This is a genomic window from Rhizobium sp. C1 (assembly GCF_021026335.1).
Lineage (GTDB): Bacteria > Pseudomonadota > Alphaproteobacteria > Rhizobiales > Rhizobiaceae > Ensifer_A.
Genome location: NZ_JAJNCY010000013.1, coordinates 39,625 through 56,904, shown reverse-complemented (window position 1 = coordinate 56,904; position 17,280 = coordinate 39,625). Strand labels below are relative to the sequence as shown.

Annotated in this window: 13 protein-coding genes; 8 read left to right on the top strand and 5 right to left on the bottom strand. The window is 61.7% G+C overall.

Annotation, left to right across the window (positions count from 1 at the left end):
- Positions 1-18: 18 nt before the first annotated feature.
- Complete coding sequence (gene mutS, locus LQK83_RS20545) at positions 19-2,760, bottom strand: DNA mismatch repair protein MutS (RefSeq protein ID WP_230839355.1); 2,742 nt, start codon at positions 2,758-2,760, stop codon at positions 19-21.
- A 101-nt stretch (positions 2,761-2,861) separates the two neighbouring features.
- Here mutS and LQK83_RS20540 point away from each other — a divergent pair, with 101 nt between their 5' ends.
- Complete coding sequence (locus LQK83_RS20540) at positions 2,862-5,159, top strand: NADP-dependent malic enzyme (RefSeq protein WP_230839354.1); 2,298 nt, start codon at positions 2,862-2,864, stop codon at positions 5,157-5,159.
- A 160-nt stretch (positions 5,160-5,319) separates the two neighbouring features.
- Positions 5,320-5,472 (top strand): DUF3309 family protein, encoded by a 153-nt coding sequence (locus LQK83_RS20535; protein WP_230839353.1) that lies wholly within the window; start codon positions 5,320-5,322, stop codon positions 5,470-5,472.
- 23 nt (positions 5,473-5,495) lie between these two features.
- Here LQK83_RS20535 and xseA read toward each other — a convergent pair whose 3' ends face one another.
- Positions 5,496-7,079 (bottom strand): exodeoxyribonuclease VII large subunit, encoded by a 1,584-nt coding sequence (gene xseA / locus LQK83_RS20530; protein ID WP_230839399.1) that lies wholly within the window; start codon positions 7,077-7,079, stop codon positions 5,496-5,498.
- Between the two features lie 253 nt (positions 7,080-7,332).
- On the opposite strand from xseA, the gene LQK83_RS20525 reads away from it, so the two are divergent.
- The 3 genes from LQK83_RS20525 to LQK83_RS20515 all read left to right on the top strand — a co-directional run bounded on the left by LQK83_RS20525 (position 7,333) and on the right by LQK83_RS20515 (position 10,819).
- Positions 7,333-7,596: a spike base protein, RCAP_Rcc01079 family gene (locus LQK83_RS20525; protein WP_230839352.1), complete on the top strand. Its 264-nt coding sequence runs from the start codon at positions 7,333-7,335 to the stop codon at positions 7,594-7,596.
- A gap of 178 nt (positions 7,597-7,774) precedes the next feature.
- A complete protein-coding gene (locus tag LQK83_RS20520; RefSeq protein WP_230839351.1) occupies positions 7,775-8,014 on the top strand; it encodes a hypothetical protein in 240 nt (79 codons plus the stop codon).
- Positions 8,015-8,323: 309 nt separating this feature from the next.
- The gene (locus LQK83_RS20515; protein WP_230839350.1) at positions 8,324-10,819 is read left to right on the top strand and encodes a methyl-accepting chemotaxis protein; all 2,496 of its coding nucleotides are present in this window, start codon (positions 8,324-8,326) and stop codon (positions 10,817-10,819) included.
- A gap of 79 nt (positions 10,820-10,898) precedes the next feature.
- Here the strand turns inward: LQK83_RS20515 and LQK83_RS20510 are convergent, their stop codons facing one another.
- Both LQK83_RS20510 and LQK83_RS20505 read right to left on the bottom strand, forming a co-directional pair.
- Positions 10,899-11,327, bottom strand: coding sequence for an RbsD/FucU family protein (locus LQK83_RS20510; RefSeq protein ID WP_230839349.1), 429 nt, complete (start codon positions 11,325-11,327; stop codon positions 10,899-10,901).
- Positions 11,311-12,561 (bottom strand): ROK family transcriptional regulator, encoded by a 1,251-nt coding sequence (locus tag LQK83_RS20505; RefSeq protein WP_230839348.1) that lies wholly within the window; start codon positions 12,559-12,561, stop codon positions 11,311-11,313. The genes LQK83_RS20510 and LQK83_RS20505 overlap by 17 nt, the downstream gene beginning before the upstream one ends.
- 215 nt (positions 12,562-12,776) lie before the next feature.
- On the opposite strand from LQK83_RS20505, the gene LQK83_RS20500 reads away from it, so the two are divergent.
- The 3 genes from LQK83_RS20500 to LQK83_RS20490 all read left to right on the top strand — a co-directional run bounded on the left by LQK83_RS20500 (position 12,777) and on the right by LQK83_RS20490 (position 15,907).
- Positions 12,777-13,802 carry a sugar ABC transporter substrate-binding protein gene (locus LQK83_RS20500; protein WP_230839347.1) on the top strand — a complete coding sequence of 342 codons (1,026 nt, stop codon included), beginning with the start codon at positions 12,777-12,779 and terminating at the stop codon, positions 13,800-13,802.
- Between the two features lie 273 nt (positions 13,803-14,075).
- The gene (locus LQK83_RS20495; RefSeq protein WP_230839346.1) at positions 14,076-15,134 is read left to right on the top strand and encodes an ABC transporter permease; all 1,059 of its coding nucleotides are present in this window, start codon (positions 14,076-14,078) and stop codon (positions 15,132-15,134) included.
- Positions 15,134-15,907 carry an ATP-binding cassette domain-containing protein gene (locus tag LQK83_RS20490; RefSeq protein ID WP_230839345.1) on the top strand — a complete coding sequence of 258 codons (774 nt, stop codon included), beginning with the start codon at positions 15,134-15,136 and terminating at the stop codon, positions 15,905-15,907. The genes LQK83_RS20495 and LQK83_RS20490 overlap by 1 nt, the downstream gene beginning before the upstream one ends.
- Before the next feature lie 238 nt (positions 15,908-16,145).
- On the opposite strand, the gene LQK83_RS20485 is transcribed toward LQK83_RS20490, so the two are convergent.
- Positions 16,146-17,066, bottom strand: coding sequence for a pirin family protein (locus tag LQK83_RS20485; protein ID WP_230839344.1), 921 nt, complete (start codon positions 17,064-17,066; stop codon positions 16,146-16,148).
- Positions 17,067-17,280 lie beyond the last annotated feature (214 nt).

The window sequence follows — 17,280 nt, the reverse complement described above, 5'->3', positions numbered from 1 at the left end:
GAGTGACAGGTATAGCGCTCAAGCCTTGCGAAGTTCTTTCTTCAACGCGTACAGGGCGTCCAGCGCTTCGCGCGGCGTCATTTCATCCGGATCGAGTGCGGCCAGCGCCTCCTCGACCTTTGACGGTCCGGCAGCACGGCTTTCCTCGACCTGCTTGGCAGCAACCTTGAACAGTGGCAGGTCGTCAATGAGTTGGCTCGCCGGCGATTTCCGCGCGGTGTCTTCGAGCCTTGCCAGCACGTCCTTCGCGCGGGCAACCACGGCGGCAGGCAATCCGGCGAGGCGGGCGACCTGAATGCCGTAGGAGCGGTCGGCCGCACCCGGTCCCGCCTCATGCAGGAAGATCACCTCGCCCTTCCATTCGCGCACCTTCATCGTCGCGTTGGACAAGCGGTCGAGCTTTTCCGACAGCACGGTCAATTCATGGAAATGCGTGGCGAAGAGGCCCCGGCAGCGGTTGACTTCATGCAGGTGCTCGACCGCCGCCCATGCGATGGAAAGGCCGTCGAAGGTCGCCGTGCCGCGTCCGATTTCGTCAAGGATGACCAGCGAGCGCTCGGTGGCCTGATTGAGGATTGCAGCGGTTTCAACCATCTCGACCATGAAGGTGGAGCGGCCGCGGGCCAGATCGTCTGAGGCGCCGACGCGGGAAAATAGGCGATCGACCACGCCGATCCGCGCCGAACCGGCGGGTACGAAGGAGCCCATCTGCGCCATGATGGCAATCAGCGCCGCCTGCCGGAGGAAGGTCGACTTCCCGCCCATGTTGGGACCGGTCAGCAGCCAGATCGCGCCGTCCTTCGCGCCCTTCGGCGGCGACAGATCGCAATCGTTGGCGACGAAGGGTTCGGCCGATTGCCGGCGCAGCGCCTGCTCGACCACCGGATGGCGGCCGGCGACGATGGCAAAGGCGTTGCTGTCGTCCACCATGGGGCGGCAATAGCCCTGTTCACCGGCCAACGTGGCGAGACCCGCCGAGACATCGATGATCGAGAGCGCCCGCGCCGCCGCCTTGATCGCTTCGGCATGCGACACGACGCGCGTCGTCAGAGCGTCGAAGGCTCCCAGTTCCAGCGTGAGCGCCCGGTCGGCGGCATTGGCGATCTTGCTTTCAAGCTCGGCCAGTTCCGTCGTCGTGAAGCGCATCGCATTCGCCATCGTCTGGCGATGGATGAAGCGCGCGCGGCCCTCGTTCGTGTCCGTCATCGCGCCGGCATTGCCCGCCGTCACCTCGATGAAATAGCCGAGAACATTGTTATATTTGATCTTCAGCGACTTGATGCCGGTTTCCTCGATGTAATCGAGCTGCAGCCCGGCAATCACCTGCCGCGACTGGTCACGCAGCGCGCGGACCTCATCAAGTTCGGCGATCGCGCCTGCGCGCACGAAACCGCCATCGCGCTTCAAAAGCGGCAGTTCATCGCCGAGCACGGCTTCCAGCTCGGCAGCGAGATCGACCGGCAATTGCTGAAGCGCGTTCTGCGCATCCAGAAGCTCCGGCGGCAGGATTTCCCGTTCCAGCCGGGCGGCGATCATGCGCGACGCCTGCAAGCCCTGCCTCAATGCGCCGAGATCGCGCGGGCCGCCGCGCCCGAGCGCCAGACGTGACAAAGCGCGGGTCATGTCGGGCGCGTGCTTGAGATCGTCGCGCAGATCATCGGTGAGCGTGGTGGCATCCATCAGCCAGGCGACACTGTCGAGCCGCAAGTTGATGGCGTCCGGATCCGTTAGCGGCGACATCAGCCGTTCGGCGAGCAGGCGCGCGCCGCCGCCGGTGACGGTCCGGTCGATGGCTTTCAGGAGTGAGCCATCGCGGCTACCGGACAGCGTGCGGGCAAGCTCCAGATTGGCGCGGGTCGCCGGGTCGATGAAGAGCGTCGAGGCGCTGCTTTCGCGCTCCGGGCGGCCAAGCGGCGGACGGGCATCGATCTGCGTCTTCTCGACATAGGCGACGGCGGCGGCGGCAGCGGCAATCTCGGCGCGGGTAAAGGTCCCGAACCCGTCCAGCGTTCCGACATCGAAATAGCGGGCGAGACGGTTTTCGGCGGTCGCGCTGTCGAACAATACCTGCGGTTGGGGAACGGCAGTGCGGCCGAGCACATCCATGACCGGGCGAAGATCAGGATCGTGAAAGACCTGATCGGCGAGGATCAGTTCCTTCGGGTCGATGCGCAGAATATCGGCGAGCATGCGCTCGCGCGCGGTTTCGGCAAGGCGAAACACACCGGTCGAAATGTCGATCCAGGCCAGAGCGTAAGCTGGCTCTGACCCACTCTTGATGCGGGCAAGCGCCATCAGATAGTTGGATTCGGACGGCGAGAGCAGCTTTTCTTCGGTCAGCGTGCCCGGCGTCACGAGCCGGACCACATCGCGCCGAACGACGGATTTCGAGCCGCGCTTCTTCGCCTCCGCCGGGTCCTCAACCTGTTCGCAGACGGCAACGCGGAAGCCGAGCGAAATCAGCTTTTGCAGATAGTCGTCGGCCGCATGGATCGGCACGCCGCACATTGGAATGTCGAGGCCCATATGCTGGCCGCGCTTGGTGAGCGTGATGCCGAGCGCCCGTGAGGCGTCCACGGCGTCTTCGAAGAACAGCTCGTAGAAATCGCCCATCCGGTAGAAAAGCAGCGAGCCCGGATTGTTGGCCTTGATCTCGATATATTGCTCCATCATCGGCGTGGCCGATTGACGGCTCTCCTCCGATGCCAGTAATTCTGCGGTGAGCACGGTTTGACGATGATCGGAAATGGTGGCCACCATGGTAGGAGGGTTGGTCTTCAAGGTCGGACGTCGGGTCGGCGAACTATAAATGATAATGGAGAGGGGGCCACAAGGCCGCCAGCGTAAAAAGGTGAGGAAACATGGCCGGCAACGATAAGAGCGGGAACAAGGGCACGCGCAATCTCGCGTCCGTCACGGAACAGGAAGCGCTCGATTTTCACGCGCGCGGACGCCCCGGCAAGCTCGAAATCGCACCGACCAAACCGATGGCGACGCAGCGCGACCTGTCGCTCGCCTATTCGCCGGGCGTTGCCGTTCCGGTGAAGGCCATCGCCGACGATCCGTCGCGCGCCTATGATTATACGACACGCGGCAACATGGTTGCGGTCATTTCCAACGGCACGGCCATCCTCGGCCTCGGCAATCTCGGCGCGCTGGCGTCGAAGCCGGTGATGGAGGGCAAGTCGGTCCTCTTCAAGCGCTTTGCCGATGTCGATTCCATCGACCTCGAAGTCGATACCGAAGACCCGGATGAGTTCATCAACTGCGTCCGCTTCCTCGGCCCCTCCTTCGGCGGCATCAATCTGGAAGACATCAAGGCGCCGGAATGCTTCATCATCGAGCAGCGGCTGCGCGAGATCATGGACATCCCGGTTTTCCATGACGACCAGCACGGCACGGCGATCATTGCGGCCGCCGGTCTCATCAACGCGCTGGCGCTGACGGGGCGCGACTTCAAGACCACGAAGCTCGTCTGCAATGGCGCGGGCGCTGCGGCGATTGCCTGTATCGAACTCATCAAATCCATGGGCTTTGCGCCGGAAAACGTCACGCTCTGCGACACGAAAGGCGTGATCTATCAGGGTCGCACCGAGGGCATGAACCAGTGGAAGTCGGCCCATGCGGTGAAGACGGACCGCCGTTCGCTGAAGGAAGCGATGGTCGGGGCCGATGTCTTCTTCGGGCTTTCCAGTAAGGGCGCGCTGACGGATGAGATGGTTCTTTCCATGGCGGCGAACCCGATCATCTTCGCGATGGCGAACCCCGATCCGGAGGTCGCGCCGGAAGATGTCGCACGGCTGCGTGGCGATGCGATTGTCGCGACCGGCCGTTCGGACTATCCGAACCAGGTCAACAATGTGTTGGGCTTCCCTTACATTTTCCGCGGTGCGCTCGATGTCCGCGCCTCGACCATCAACGACGACATGAAGATTGCGGCTGCCAATGCGCTCGCCGATCTCGCCCGCGCCGATGTGCCGGACGATGTGGCCGCCGCCTATCAGGGCAACCGTCCGCGCTTCGGGCCACAATATATCATTCCTGTGCCCTTCGACCCGCGCCTCATCTCGGCCATCCCGGTTGCCGTCGCCAAGGCTGCGATGGAATCCGGCGTCGCCCGCAAACCGATCCTCGATCTGGAGGCTTATGCCCGCGAACTGAATGCGCGGCGCGACCCCATCGCCTCGACCCTGCAGCGGCTTTATCAATATGTTCGGCGCAATCCGAAGCGCGTCGTCTTCGCCGAGGGCGAGGAGGAGCAGGTCATGCGCGCCGCTCTCTCCTATGTGAACCAGCAGCTTGGCACGGCCATTCTGCTCGGCCGCGAGGAGCAGATGCGCGAGACAGCGGAAAAGGCCGGCGTTGATCTCAACCGGCCTGGCATCGAAATTGTCAATGCCCGCCTTTCGACCCGCAACGAGGCCTATACGGACTATCTCTATGCACGGCTTCAGCGGCAGGGTTATCTCTATCGCGACGTCCAGCGCCTCATCAACAACGACCGCAACCACTTCGCTGCCTGCATGGTGGCGCTCGGCGATGCGGACGGCATGGTCTCGGGCACGACGCGCAACTATTCCACCGTTCTCGAAGACGTGAAGCGCTGCATCGATGTCAGAAGCGGCCACCGCATGATCGGCGTCTCCATCGTGCTCGCCCGTGGCCGCACGGTTCTGGTTGCCGACACGGCCGTCCACGACATGCCGAATTCGGAGCAACTGGCCGATATCGCCGAGGAAGCCGCCGGCATGGCCCGGCGGCTGGGCTACGAACCCCGCGTCGCCATGCTCGCCTATTCCACATTCGGTCATCCCTCCGGTGAACGTTCGGATCGCGTCATCGAAGCGGTGAAGATCCTTGATCGCCGTCGTGTCGATTTCGAATATGACGGCGAGATGGCTGCCGATGTGGCGCTCAATCCGAAGGTGATGGAGCAATATCCGTTCTGCCGTCTGTCAGGAACGGCCAACGTCCTCGTCATGCCGGCGTTCCACTCGGCCTCGATCTCGACCAAGATGCTGCAGGAGCTAGGCGGCTCGACCGTCATCGGTCCGATCCTGGTGGGGCTTGAAAAATCGGTCCAGATCGTCCCGATCGGAGCCAAGGACAGCGACATCGTCAACATGGCCGCGATTGCCGCCTATAGCGCAGGCGCCTGAGCTTTGGCGCGCCGTTCCGGGTGCGGTTGCCGTACCCGGAACATTTTAGCATGCGCTCGCGTTAGACCCCGCAAGGAAGAAGGACTTCTTCTTCCCGCGGAAGGCTCGCCAGCGAACATTCGTTCTCCTTCCGCCAAGAGTTTCGGAGAGGAGTTTCGAGATGGGTACAATCCTGCTGATCATTCTGGTTCTGCTGCTGCTCGGTGCTATCCCGAGCTGGCCTCACTCGCGCGGCTGGGGCTATGGCCCGTCGGGTGGTATCGGCCTGGTCCTGGTGATCGTCATCGTCCTTCTGCTGATGGGACGAATCTGATCTCGCGATTTCTCGGTCAGAAATTAGAAAAGTGAGCCCTGCTCCGGCTTTTTCACCGGGGCGGGCTTTTCGCCTTTCTTCGGCCGCGCGGGAACGGGTCCGCCATCGCCAGCGGTGGCCGAAATCCGTCCATCGGCAAACTCGATGGAAAGCCCCTGCCCCTCGTAAACAGCCGCCGCGGACGACAAAACTGCATCCTTCTCATCGCGTATCACTGCGTAACCGCGTTTCAGCACATTCTTGTAGGACAGCGACAGCAGCATGCGCTCATGCGCTGCCAGTGCCGAGCGTTCGCGTGAAAGCCGGGTCGAAAGTGCCGTATCCGCACGAAGTGCCAGCCCCTTGAGCCGATCGCCTGAGCGACCGATTTCATGCGCAAGTCGCCCGGGAAGACCTGACAGCGCCGCATCCGCCCGGTGGACCCGTGAGCGGCTGCGGTCGACAAGCCGTTCCACAGAGCGCTCGGCGCGCGCCATGCGCTGATCCAGCATCTGCCGCCGCTCGGCAATGCGGTTCGCCAGCATGTCAGGGCGCAGCTTGCCGGCGGCCGTGTCGAAAGTGCGGCGCTTGTTCAGTGTGTTGAGTTCCAATCCGCGGCCAAGGCTGGAGGCGGCACGATCGAGCCGCTGCTGCGGCAGCGCCAGCAATTGGTCGAGCGACGGGAGCGCGCGAACGAGGGCGCGGACCGATTGCCGGTTCGCCTCCATCTGGCGCGTCACGGCGGCCTTGAGCCGTGCCGAAAGAGTGGCCACCTGCGCCTCCAGATCAGCCTTCACCGGCACCGCCATTTCGGCAGCGCCTGTGGGCGTGGGCGCGCGGACGTCGGCGGCATAGTCAATGAGCGTCCAGTCGGTCTCGTGGCCGACGGCCGAGATCAGCGGGATTTCGCTCTCTGCAGCTGCACGAACGACAGCCTCGTCGTTGAAGCTCCAGAGGTCTTCGAGCGAGCCGCCGCCGCGGGCGACGATCAAAAGATCGGGCCTCGCGATCGGGCCACCCTCTTCCAGCGCATTGAAGCCGCGAATGGCATTCGCCACTTCGTCGCCGGAGCCCTCGCCCTGAACCTTCACCGGCCAGACGATGACATGGACGGGAAAACGGTCGGAGATCCGATGCAGGATATCGCGGATGACGGCGCCGGTCGGGGAGGTCACGACCCCGATGACCTTCGGCATGTAGGGCAGCAATTGCTTGCGCCCCTCGTCGAACAAGCCTTCGGCGGCAAGCTTGCGCTTACGCTCCTCGATGAGCGCCATCAGCGCACCGGCACCGGCCGGTTCGAGGTTTTCGATGACGATCTGGTATTTTGACGAGCCGGGAAAGGTGGTGACCTTGCCGGTCGCGATCACTTCCATGCCCTCTTCCGGCCGGAACCGCAGCTTGGAGAAACTGCCCTTCCAGATGACGGCATCGATGCGAGCGCGATCGTCCTTCAGGCTGAAATAGGCGTGACCCGACGAATGCGGCCCTCTGTAGCCTGAAATCTCGCCGCGCAGGCGCACATGGTCGAAGGCATTTTCGACCGTGCGCTTGATCGATCCGGAGAGTTCCGAAACCGAATATTCGTAGAGATTTGTCGCCGAATCGGCATCGAAGAGATTGCTCATGACCTCAAGAAATACACGCTCGGACGCAGTGCGCAAAGCGCACACCTCCTGTTTCAACGGGGAAAGCACCGGGGACGGGAAAAGTGACGCTTCCGGTTTTTTCCATCCGCCCCATCGCCCCCGCACCTGCGTTTCCAAAGACTTGGCAAAAGAGAGGGTGACCTCTTTCAGCAGAACCGGTCCTTCATTTTCCCCGCTCCATCACGCAGGCTCACAATACGGCCCTTCCACAACCATCAGGAAAGGCTTCATCATGGCAGACCGATTTGCAGACAATGCGCCCTCTCTCGCCGGGCCGGCATCCCACGCATTCCCCATCACACCCAGCGACACCACCAGTCTCGCCGAGACCATTCGCGCGCTCTATTGCGGCGTTGGTGGCGACATCGCCGCCACACTTGCGTCCGGGGCGGCGGTTATCTTCACCAATGTGCCGGCCGGAGCGGTTCTTCCGGTGCGCGCCACAAAGATCGCCGCGGCGGGAACCACAGCCAACGCGCTTGTTGGCCTGGTCTGATCGCGCATGACAGGCGCAAGCCCGGCGTGGTAATCTTCACCTTGGGGGAAGATCGTATCCGGCGCTGTGCCGTTTCAGCACGACACCGGATACAAATGGGACGAGGCGTTAGGCATTTCTTCAGAAGCCGGGTTCTAATCTCGGCTTCAAAGAGCTTTCGCTTTGAGAGGAGATGGCAATGATTGCAGCGACATCCATCGCAATGGGATTGATTGCCGTACAATTGCGTTCAGTCGCCGCCTATACGCTCATCGCCATGCTGATCTTCATCGCGTTCGGCGCGGCCGCTCTTGTTTCAGGTGGCGCCAGATGGCTGCTGCTTACCGAAGCTGTTCTACTGTTCAACTTCGGGATTGCGGCAGATGTCTTCGTGCTGACACTGATCGAAACCGTGCGGCGACGCCTGGCCCGCAACTGATACCGTCTTCCGGTCACTCCTGTCCCGTCACGGTGCGGCTCTCGCGCCGGACGCGTTGATTTGAGCGATGGAGAGCAAGCACCATTGGCTCGACGGCGACTTGTGCGCGGACATGTCTCCGGATCAGCCCTCACCCCGCACCCCGCACCGTACAGAAAACCGCCAAAGCCTGAACGTCTGACCGCTGGGCAGGCCGACCGAAGTTTCAGACACTTGCTGGATTTCGCGAGGTAACCTTAACAGATCGCTTACCCGCCTTGCTTACAGTCGGTCCCAAACACCCCGCCCCCATTGTGTGGATCATTCCGAATGAATATCGACGGCCTGCTTTCCCGCTTCCGCATCCAAACCAAGATCTTCCTGATGGTGACACCCTTTGTGCTCAGCATCCTGCTGGTCGGTTTCGTCAGCCTCTATTCCAACGAAATACTGCGCGGGCGGATCGAGATTTCGAACGTCGTCTTGCAGTCGATGAACGGCTACAAGCAGGTCTTCGCCAGCATCAGCGGCTTCCTCCGTGAACCGGTGAGGGCAAAATTCGACAAGGCAGCCGAGGATGTCGCGCAACAGAAGGCGCGCCTTGCGGAGGTGGTGGCGACCCTTCAGGGGCAGACCGATGTCTCGCTGCTGGATCAGGCCCTGACCCAGACGGACAAAATCGCCGAAAACAATAACGGGCTGTGGAAGCTGGAGCAGCAGCGCACCGGGGTTCTTGCCGACATTGCCCAGAACTTCAAGAGCATGGACGATGTGCAGAATGCCGCCTCAAAGACGGTGTTCAAGCTTGTCGCCGATGCAACGCGCATTCAGAACGCGCAAAAGGCCGAGTTGAAAGCCAGCGTCGATATCGATTCACAGGGCCGCAAGCTGTCCGATCTCCTTTCCAAGCTCAACAACTCGGCAGATGCAAACGAACGCCTGGCAGCAATCGACGCCGTGCGGGCCGATCCCGACCTCAACAGGCTCGCCGGATCTCTGCCTGCCGACAAGAAGGAACTGGCTGTCACGCTGAACGCCACGCTGAAGAAACTGAAGGAAGACAATCAGGCCGGCGAGGGTGCAGCGAGCACCGCAGGCGCCGATCTTCTCTTCCTGTCTGCCCAGATGAACAAGATGGCCAGCGACATGATGCACAAGGCAGTCATCGAGCTGACAAATGCGGACAAGGGCATCACGCTGGCCAACTCGATGAACCGCAAGATCGCGGCACTGATGACGGCGCGCAGCAATATCGAAATCGGTATCGCAAAGCTGACGGCTGCTCCGACCAAGGAACAACTGGCGACGACACAGTCGGACATCTATCTCTTCGGCAAGACGCTGGACGATATCGGCGCCACGGCTCCGGATGACGCCTCATTCAAGGCCATGGCAGACGGCATCAAGCCGGTGCTGGACAAGTTTTCCGACAGCGCCGCAGCTCTTCTGGACATCTTCAACCGGAAAAACACCGAGTTTTCGGCCGCTGCCACTCAGATCGACCAGACCTGGAGCCTGCTGTCACAATTTGCCGACCAGCAGAAGGATCAGGCCAAGGCTGAGAGCATGTCAGCCAACAGCATCTCGATCAGCGTCGTGGTTGCGGGCATCATCATCGCCATCCTGGCCGGCATCGGTCTCATCCTGATCTTCCGCAGGCCGATCGGGCAGATCACCAGCGCCATGCGCCGACTTGCCGAAGGCGTGCTCGATACGTCGATCCAGGGCGACAATCGCCGCGACGAAATCGGCGACATGGCCCGCGCGCTCGGCATCTTCAAGGCCAATGCGCTGGAAAAGCTCCGAGTCGAAAACGTGAGCGAAGAACAGCGTCTGGCCGCAGAGGCAGAGCGCCGCCGCAACGACGCCGAAAAGCAGGCGAGCCAGGAACAGATCGACTTTGCCGTCCGCCAGCTCGCGCAATCGCTGCGCCAGCTTTCCGACGGGGACCTGACCTGCGCCATTTCCACCCCCTTCAGCGGCGGGCTCGATCAGCTCCGCCAGGACTTCAACGGTTCGCTGGAGCGACTGAACGAGACGCTGGCACAGATCCGTCAGGATGCGCGCAACATCCAAGCCAATGGCAATGCAATGCGCGCTTCGGCCGACGAGCTGTCGCGCCGCACCGAAACGCAGGCGGCCTCGCTGGAACAGACGGCCGCTGCCGTGGACGAAATCACGGTTACGGTGCGCCAAACGGCAAGCCGCGCGGGAGAAGCCAACACCATCGTGCGGGATACCCGCAAGAATGCCGAAGCCTCCTCCGAGATCGTTGCCGACGCCGTCGATGCGATGACCCGGATCGAAGAGGCCTCGCGCAAGATCGAGCAGATCATCGACGTGATCGAAGACATCGCCTTCCAGACCAACCTTCTGGCGCTCAATGCCGGTATCGAGGCGGCGCGCGCTGGTGAAGCCGGCAAGGGTTTCGCTGTCGTCGCGCAGGAAGTGCGCGAGCTTGCCCAGCGCTCAGCCGGTGCGGCCAACGAGATCAAGAGCCTGATCGATACGGCAACGCATGAAGTGACGACCGGTGTGCGCCACGTCCAGCGCACCGGCGAGGCGCTGAGCGATATTTCCACCCGCATCGCGCAGCTTTACGAACATGTTCAGATGATCGCCCAGGCCGCGCACGACCAATCTGCGGGCCTGCAGGAGGTCAACACCGCAGTCAACCAGATGGACCAGATGACGCAGGCGAATGCCGCGATGGTGGAAGAGGCCAACGCCGTGTCTCAGCAGCTGGCGCATGAGGGCGACCATCTGATGCAGCTTATCAGCCAGTTCCGGCTGAAACAAGAGCAGCGACAGGCCTACGCCGCCTGATCGGCAGCGACCTCTCCAGACGCAAATGCCCGGGCGACATCGCCCGGGCATTTTTCGTTTCAGCGATTGCCTGATCCGCTCAAGGGTAGATGACGCCCTTGCGCAGGATGATATTGCCATAGAGGCGCGGTTCGCTGGTCTGGACGACCGTGTGGGCGGCGCGCACGCGGTTATAGAAATCGGCCGGAGCCAGCGGCACGACCTTCAGTTTCGGTTCGTGGATGGCACAGCAGGCAACCATTTCCTCATGCACCGGGTCGAGCGCTTCCATGTCGCCGCGCGGAATCGCGCGGAAGATGGCTTCCGGCACGAAGTCGTCGACCGGCATCACGGAGAGAATGGCATTGAGCACCGGAATAACGCCGTGGCCGTCGGTGCGCACCAGCCGGCGGGCATGTTCCAGCCCCGGATAATTGCCATCGACGATGGCGATTTCGTCCGTGTGGCCCATCGCACGCAGCGTGAACAACAATTCCGGACTCAGGATAGGATCAATCCCCTTCAGCACTGGACAACTCCTTGAACAAGACATTCTGGTCGGTGAGATAACGGGCAAACAGCGGCAGGCTCGCCGCGCCGATGGCGCGCGCCTGATCCCCTACCAGCCCCTCTATGATATCGGGGACGATGATCCCCTGAAGATCGTAACGCTCGAGCGCCGCGCGTGTGGCCGAGACCAGACGTGTGCGCACCCATTCCGGAAATCCGCCGTCTATGATGGCTGCGGGGAAATCGATGATGGAGGCGGCGGCGATGATCGCCTGCGCCAGAGCCTCGGCGCTCATCGAGATCCAGCGGTCAAGCGGTTCGCCCCAATCCGTCCAGCCCGAGGCCGAATACCAAAGCGGGCGGGGATCGATGCCGCGTTCTTTCAGCAGGTTTTCCAGCACGAAGATGGAGGCGACGCCGATCAGCTGTCGCGTCTTGCCGTTTTCGTCGCGCACGGGCAGCGGACCGATTGCGCCGGCGGTGCCCGTGCGGCCGGTAAAGACCGAGGAATTCAGCACGATGCCGCCGCCAATGAAGGTGCCGACGAAGTAATAGACATAATCGGTATAGGCTTTGCCGCGTCCGAACATGAGTTCGGCACCACAAGCGCTTGTCGCGTCGTTCTGCAGATAGACCGGATAGGATGTCAGGGCCTGGATCTCGGCGCGCAGATCGAAATCGCGCCAGGCGTCCATTTCCCCTTGCGGCGCGCCGACATTGTCGGCCCAGTTCCAGAGCTCGAACGGAGCCGCGACGCCGAGACCGGCGAGCCGCGAAAGCTGCACTCCACTCATCAAGGCTTCCAGTGAAACCAGGCTTTCCTTGACGAAGGCCAAGATTTCATGCGGCGTGGGATAGGCGTAGATGCGCCGGAGCTTGGCGCGGACGCCGCCGACGAAATCCATGAGAATCATATCGGCACTGCGGCGGCCGATTTTCAGGCCGAAGGCAAAAACGCCTTCCGGATTGAGCGACATCGGCACCGATGGCTGGCCGACCTTGCCGCGCACGGGTTCGCCCTTGATCAGCAATCCGTCCTTTTCGAGCGCGCGCATGATGACGGACACAGTCTGGGCCGAAAGACCCGACGCGCGCGCGATATCCGCCTTGGACAGCGCCTCGTGACTTCGCACGAGTGACAGGACAAGACGTTCGTTATAGGCTCTCACCCGCACCTGATTTGCGCCGCCCGAAGGGATCACAATTCGTGCGGCTTCGCCGTCACCCGATTCCGGTGCTTTTTGAGTGGTCATGGCCGATGCCTCCTCCCGTTGGCATAGTCAGCGGCTCAGAGCCTGCCAGATATTTTTTAATAATTCAATTCGATTTATTTATTGACAAGTGCTTTTTTTAGAGCTTTGATGTCAGCATCCCGCCCATGGATCGGCCAGGCCTCCTGCGGGACCACGATCATGGCGGGGAGGCCATTCAACTGCCGCAAGGCACTTTTGTTCTCGGGAGGAACAATATGAAAAAGCTCAACATTTCTGCCGCCGTCGGCGCGCTTGCGCTCGGCGTTGCCTTCAGCGCTCCGGCCATGGCCGCCGGCACATCCGCCTGCCTCATCACCAAGACCGACACGAACCCCTTCTTCGTCAAGATGAAGGAAGGCGCGACGGCCAAGGCGAAGGAACTCGGCATCAACCTCAAGACCTATGCCGGCAAGATCGACGGCGACAGCGAAAGCCAGGTTGCTGCGATCGAATCCTGCATCGCCGATGGCGCCAAGGGTATTCTGATCACCGCTTCCGACACCAAGGCGATCGTTCCCTCGGTCAAGAAGGCGCGCGACGCCGGTCTTCTCGTCATCGCGCTCGACACGCCGCTTGAGCCGATCAGCGCTGCCGACATGACGTTCGCCACCGACAACCTGCAGGCCGGCAAGCTCATCGGCGAATGGGCCAAGGCAACGCTCGGCGACAAGGTGAAGGACGCCAAGGTCGGCTTCCTCGACCTGACCCCGTCGCAGCCGTCCGTTGACGTCATGCGCGACCAGGGCTTCATGATCGGCTTCGGTATCGACCCGAAGGACCCGAACAAGATCGGCGACGAAACCGACCCGCGCATCGTTGGCCATGACGTCACCAACGGTAACGAAGAAGGCGGCCGCACCGCCATGGAAAACCTTCTCCAGAAGGATCCGGACATCAACGTGATCCACACGATCAACGAGCCGGCCGCTGTTGGCGCCTACCAGGCCCTGAAGGCTGTCGGCAAGGAAAAGGACGTGCTGATCGTGTCGGTTGACGGCGGTTGCCCGGGCGTCAAGGCTGTTCAGGACGGCCAGATTGGCGCGACCTCGCAGCAGTACCCGCTCCTGATGGCCTCCAAGGGCATCGAAGCCATTGCCGCTTTCGCCAAGGACGGCACCAAGCCGAAGGCGACGGACGGCAAGAACTTCTTCGACACCGGCGTGAACCTCGTGACCGACAAGCCGGCCAAGGGCGTTCCCTCGATCAGCGTCAAGGAAGGCCTGGCGAAGTGCTGGGGCTGATGCCCGGTCTTTGACGGCAATTTCATGGAATGAGGGAAAGGGCGGTTCCGGCCGCCCTTTTCATTAAGGCAATCCCGGCGGTGCCGGCGCGGTGTCGCCTGCCGGATTGACTGGAAAAGAAATCGAGCAATTCCGATCGAAGTGTGTCACGCTTCCGCTTCCGGAACTGCTGATAAAGAAGAGCGGGGGGCGCCCCGGCTTGATGCAAGCCATATGCGCATTCCCACCAACAAGCGAAGACAGCTCCGGACAAAAAGGGGAGGATAATTCGCCATGGCAGCGATGCAGGAATTCGAAAAAGTCATCGAGCAGAGCGACAAGAATGTCGCCAGCTTCAAACAACATACACCCATCCAGCGCCTGCAGCATTTCCTGCATTCGACGCCGGCTGCGGTTCCCGCCATTGTTCTCGTGGCGGCCATCATCATCTTTGGTGTGCTGAAGGGCGAACGCTTCTTCTCAACCTACACCATGACGCTGATCCTTCAGCAGATCGCCATCGTCGGTATTCTTGGCGCCGGCCAGACGCTCGTCGTTCTGGTCGCGGGCATCGATCTGTCGATCGGCGTGGTCATGGTCATATCGACCGTCATCATGGGCAATTGCGCCGTGGTCTACGGGCTTCCGGCCCCGATTGCGATCGGCATCGGCTTTGCCGTGGGCGCGGTTGCCGGCCTGTTGAACGGCTTCCTGGTCGCCTATATGCGATTGCCGCCCTTCATCGTGACGCTCGGCACCTGGTACATCGTCATGGCGACGAACTTCATCTATTCCAACAACGCGACGATCCGCGACGCGGACATCACGGCCAATGCCGAGTTCCTACACTTCTTCGGCAAGAGCTTTTCGGTTGGCGGTGCGGTCTTCACCTTCGGCGTGGTCATGATGGTCGTGCTTGTGATCGGTCTCTGGATCGCGCTCAACCACACGGCCTGGGGCCGCCACCTCTATGCAGTCGGCGACGACGCGGACGCAGCGGAACTCGCGGGTATCCGTACCAAGCGCGTTCTGATGTCGACCTACATGCTCGCCGGCATCATCGCGGCGCTCGCCGCCTGGGTCTCCATCGGCCGTAACGGCTCGATCTCGCCCTCTTCGGCCGTGACCGAATATAACCTGCAATCCATCACAGCAGCCGTGATCGGCGGCATCTCGCTCTTCGGCGGACGCGGCTCTATCCTCGGCACGCTGATCGGCGCCATGATCGTCGGCGTCGTCTCGATGGGTCTCAATATGCTGGGTGCAGACCCGCAGTGGAAGGTCTTCCTGACCGGTGTTCTCATCATCACGGCTGTTGCCGTTGACCAGTGGATCAGAAAGGTGGCTGGCTAATGTCTCAGGAACCCATTCTCAAGGCCCGTGGTCTCGTCAAGCGCTATGGTCGCGTGACCGCGCTCGACAACGCCGATTTCGACCTCTATCCGGGCGAAATCCTCGCCGTCATCGGCGATAACGGCGCCGGCAAGTCCTCGCTCATCAAGGCGCTTTCGGGCGCCGTGACGCCGGACGATGGCGAGATCCATCTCGACGGGCAGAAGGTGCAGTTCACCTCGCCGATGCAGGCGCGCGAAGCCGGTATCGAAACGGTGTACCAGAACCTCGCGCTCTCGCCGGCCCTGTCGATTGCCGACAACATGTTCCTCGGCCGCGAAATCCGCCGCAAGGGACCGCTCGGCAATGTGCTTCGCCTGCTCGACCACAAGGAAATGCAGCGCGTTGCCCGCGAAAAGCTCTCCGAGCTCGGCCTGATGACAATCCAGAACATCAACCAGGCGGTGGAAACGCTCTCCGGCGGCCAGCGTCAGGGCGTTGCCGTGGCGCGTGCCGCAGCCTTCGGCTCCAAGGTCGTCATCATGGACGAACCCACCGCTGCCCTTGGTGTGAAGGAATCGCGTCGCGTTCTCGAGCTCATCCTCGACGTCCGCTCGCGCGGCCTGCCGATCGTTCTGATCTCCCACAACATGCCGCATGTGTTCGAGGTCGCCGACCGCATCCACATCCACCGGCTGGGCAAACGCCTCACGGTGATCAATCCGAAGGAATACACGATGTCGGATGCCGTGGCGCTAATGACGGGCGCGATGGCCCCGAAGGAAGCGGCATAAGGCTGGTTGAGTTTGAAAATAAAAACCCCGCTCGGTGCAAACCGGGCGGGGTTTTGCGTTCATGAGTGTTTTGCGGGCGCGCAACCCTCTCCTCCGTCATCCCGGACTTGATCCGGGATCCAGTGCGCGATGTCTATCGCGCGAGAGACTCCCTTGATGAAATCAGTCCTTCCAGCCCGCAGACGCGGGCTGGAAGGATGCCGGATCTAGTCCGGCATGACGGAGTGCGAGGGAAACCTCACGCAAACACCGCGCCTTCCTTGATGAACTGCCCCGTCTGCAGTTCCTCGAAGGCCTTCATCAGTTCCTCGCGCGAGTTCATCACAATCGGGCCGTGCCAGGCAACCGGTTCCTCGATCGGCTTGCCGGAGACCAGCAGGAAGCGGATGCCCTGATCGCCGGCCTGCACGGTCACCTCATCGCCGGTGTCGAAGACGACGAGCGTGCGGTTGCCGCTCATGTCGCGGATGTTCAGCTCCTCCCCGTTGAATTCCTTCTCCACCTTCACGCCGATGGGCGTCGAGGCATCGCGGAACGTGCCGGAGCCGGCGAAGATATAGGCGAAGGCCTTGCGATAGGTGTCGACCTTGAAGGTCTTGCGCTTGCCCGGCGGCACCGAGATGTCGAGATAGACGGGCTCTGCGGCGATGCCGTCGACCGGACCTTTCTTCCCCCAGAACTCGCCCGTGATGATACGCGCCGCCGTGCCGTCGTCATCGACGACGACCGGGATATCGGCCGATTTCACATCCTGATAGCGCGGGCTGGTCATCTTCATCGAAGACGGCAGGTTGGCCCAGAGCTGGAAGCCATGCATCTTGCCGGCGAAATCGCCGCGCGGCATTTCCTGGTGCATGATGCCGGAGCCGGCCGTCATCCATTGCACGTCGCCAGCCCCCAGCGTGCCGCGGTTGCCGAGGCTGTCGCCATGCTCGACGGAGCCTGCCAGAACGTAAGTAATCGTCTCGATGCCACGATGCGGATGCCAGGGGAAACCCTTGAGGTACTTCGCCGGGTCGTCATTGCGGAAATCGTCCATCATCAGGAACGGGTCGGTCAGCGACGGATCGCCGAAGCCGAAGACGCGATGGAGATGAACGCCGGCCCCTTCACGGGCGGGCACGGCAACGCTTTCATGCTTTACGGGACGTATGGACATGTTTTTGATCCTTTCCCAGTCCGAAGCACGCGCCTCGGCTCTCGAATGTCGAAGGCGTTCAACAAAACTGAACGAACGCCTCTTTTCGTGCACAAGATAGCGTGTGTGGGCATTTCAGCCAAATGGAACGCCCATCAACTCAGTGTTCACAAAATTCCGCTTTACGCCTCATCCAGTCTTTCGGCTGGAAACCATTTGTGACTGTATTGTTAAC

Excerpts from the sequence above, each read along its gene's own strand:
- xseA (WP_230839399.1), bottom strand. The coding sequence starts at position 7,079 with ATGAGCAATCTCTTCGATGCCGATTCGGCGACAAATCTCTACGAATAT.
- LQK83_RS20515 (WP_230839350.1), top strand. The coding sequence starts at position 8,324 with ATGAATATCGACGGCCTGCTTTCCCGCTTCCGCATCCAAACCAAGATC.
- LQK83_RS20485 (WP_230839344.1), bottom strand. The coding sequence starts at position 17,066 with ATGTCCATACGTCCCGTAAAGCATGAAAGCGTTGCCGTGCCCGCCCGT.
- LQK83_RS20535 (WP_230839353.1), top strand. The coding sequence starts at position 5,320 with ATGGGTACAATCCTGCTGATCATTCTGGTTCTGCTGCTGCTCGGTGCT.
- mutS (WP_230839355.1), bottom strand. The coding sequence starts at position 2,760 with ATGGTGGCCACCATTTCCGATCATCGTCAAACCGTGCTCACCGCAGAA.
- LQK83_RS20525 (WP_230839352.1), top strand. The coding sequence starts at position 7,333 with ATGGCAGACCGATTTGCAGACAATGCGCCCTCTCTCGCCGGGCCGGCA.
- LQK83_RS20505 (WP_230839348.1), bottom strand. The coding sequence starts at position 12,561 with ATGACCACTCAAAAAGCACCGGAATCGGGTGACGGCGAAGCCGCACGA.
- LQK83_RS20495 (WP_230839346.1), top strand. The coding sequence starts at position 14,076 with ATGGCAGCGATGCAGGAATTCGAAAAAGTCATCGAGCAGAGCGACAAG.
- LQK83_RS20490 (WP_230839345.1), top strand. The coding sequence starts at position 15,134 with ATGTCTCAGGAACCCATTCTCAAGGCCCGTGGTCTCGTCAAGCGCTAT.
- LQK83_RS20520 (WP_230839351.1), top strand. The coding sequence starts at position 7,775 with ATGATTGCAGCGACATCCATCGCAATGGGATTGATTGCCGTACAATTG.
- LQK83_RS20540 (WP_230839354.1), top strand. The coding sequence starts at position 2,862 with ATGGCCGGCAACGATAAGAGCGGGAACAAGGGCACGCGCAATCTCGCG.
- LQK83_RS20500 (WP_230839347.1), top strand. The coding sequence starts at position 12,777 with ATGAAAAAGCTCAACATTTCTGCCGCCGTCGGCGCGCTTGCGCTCGGC.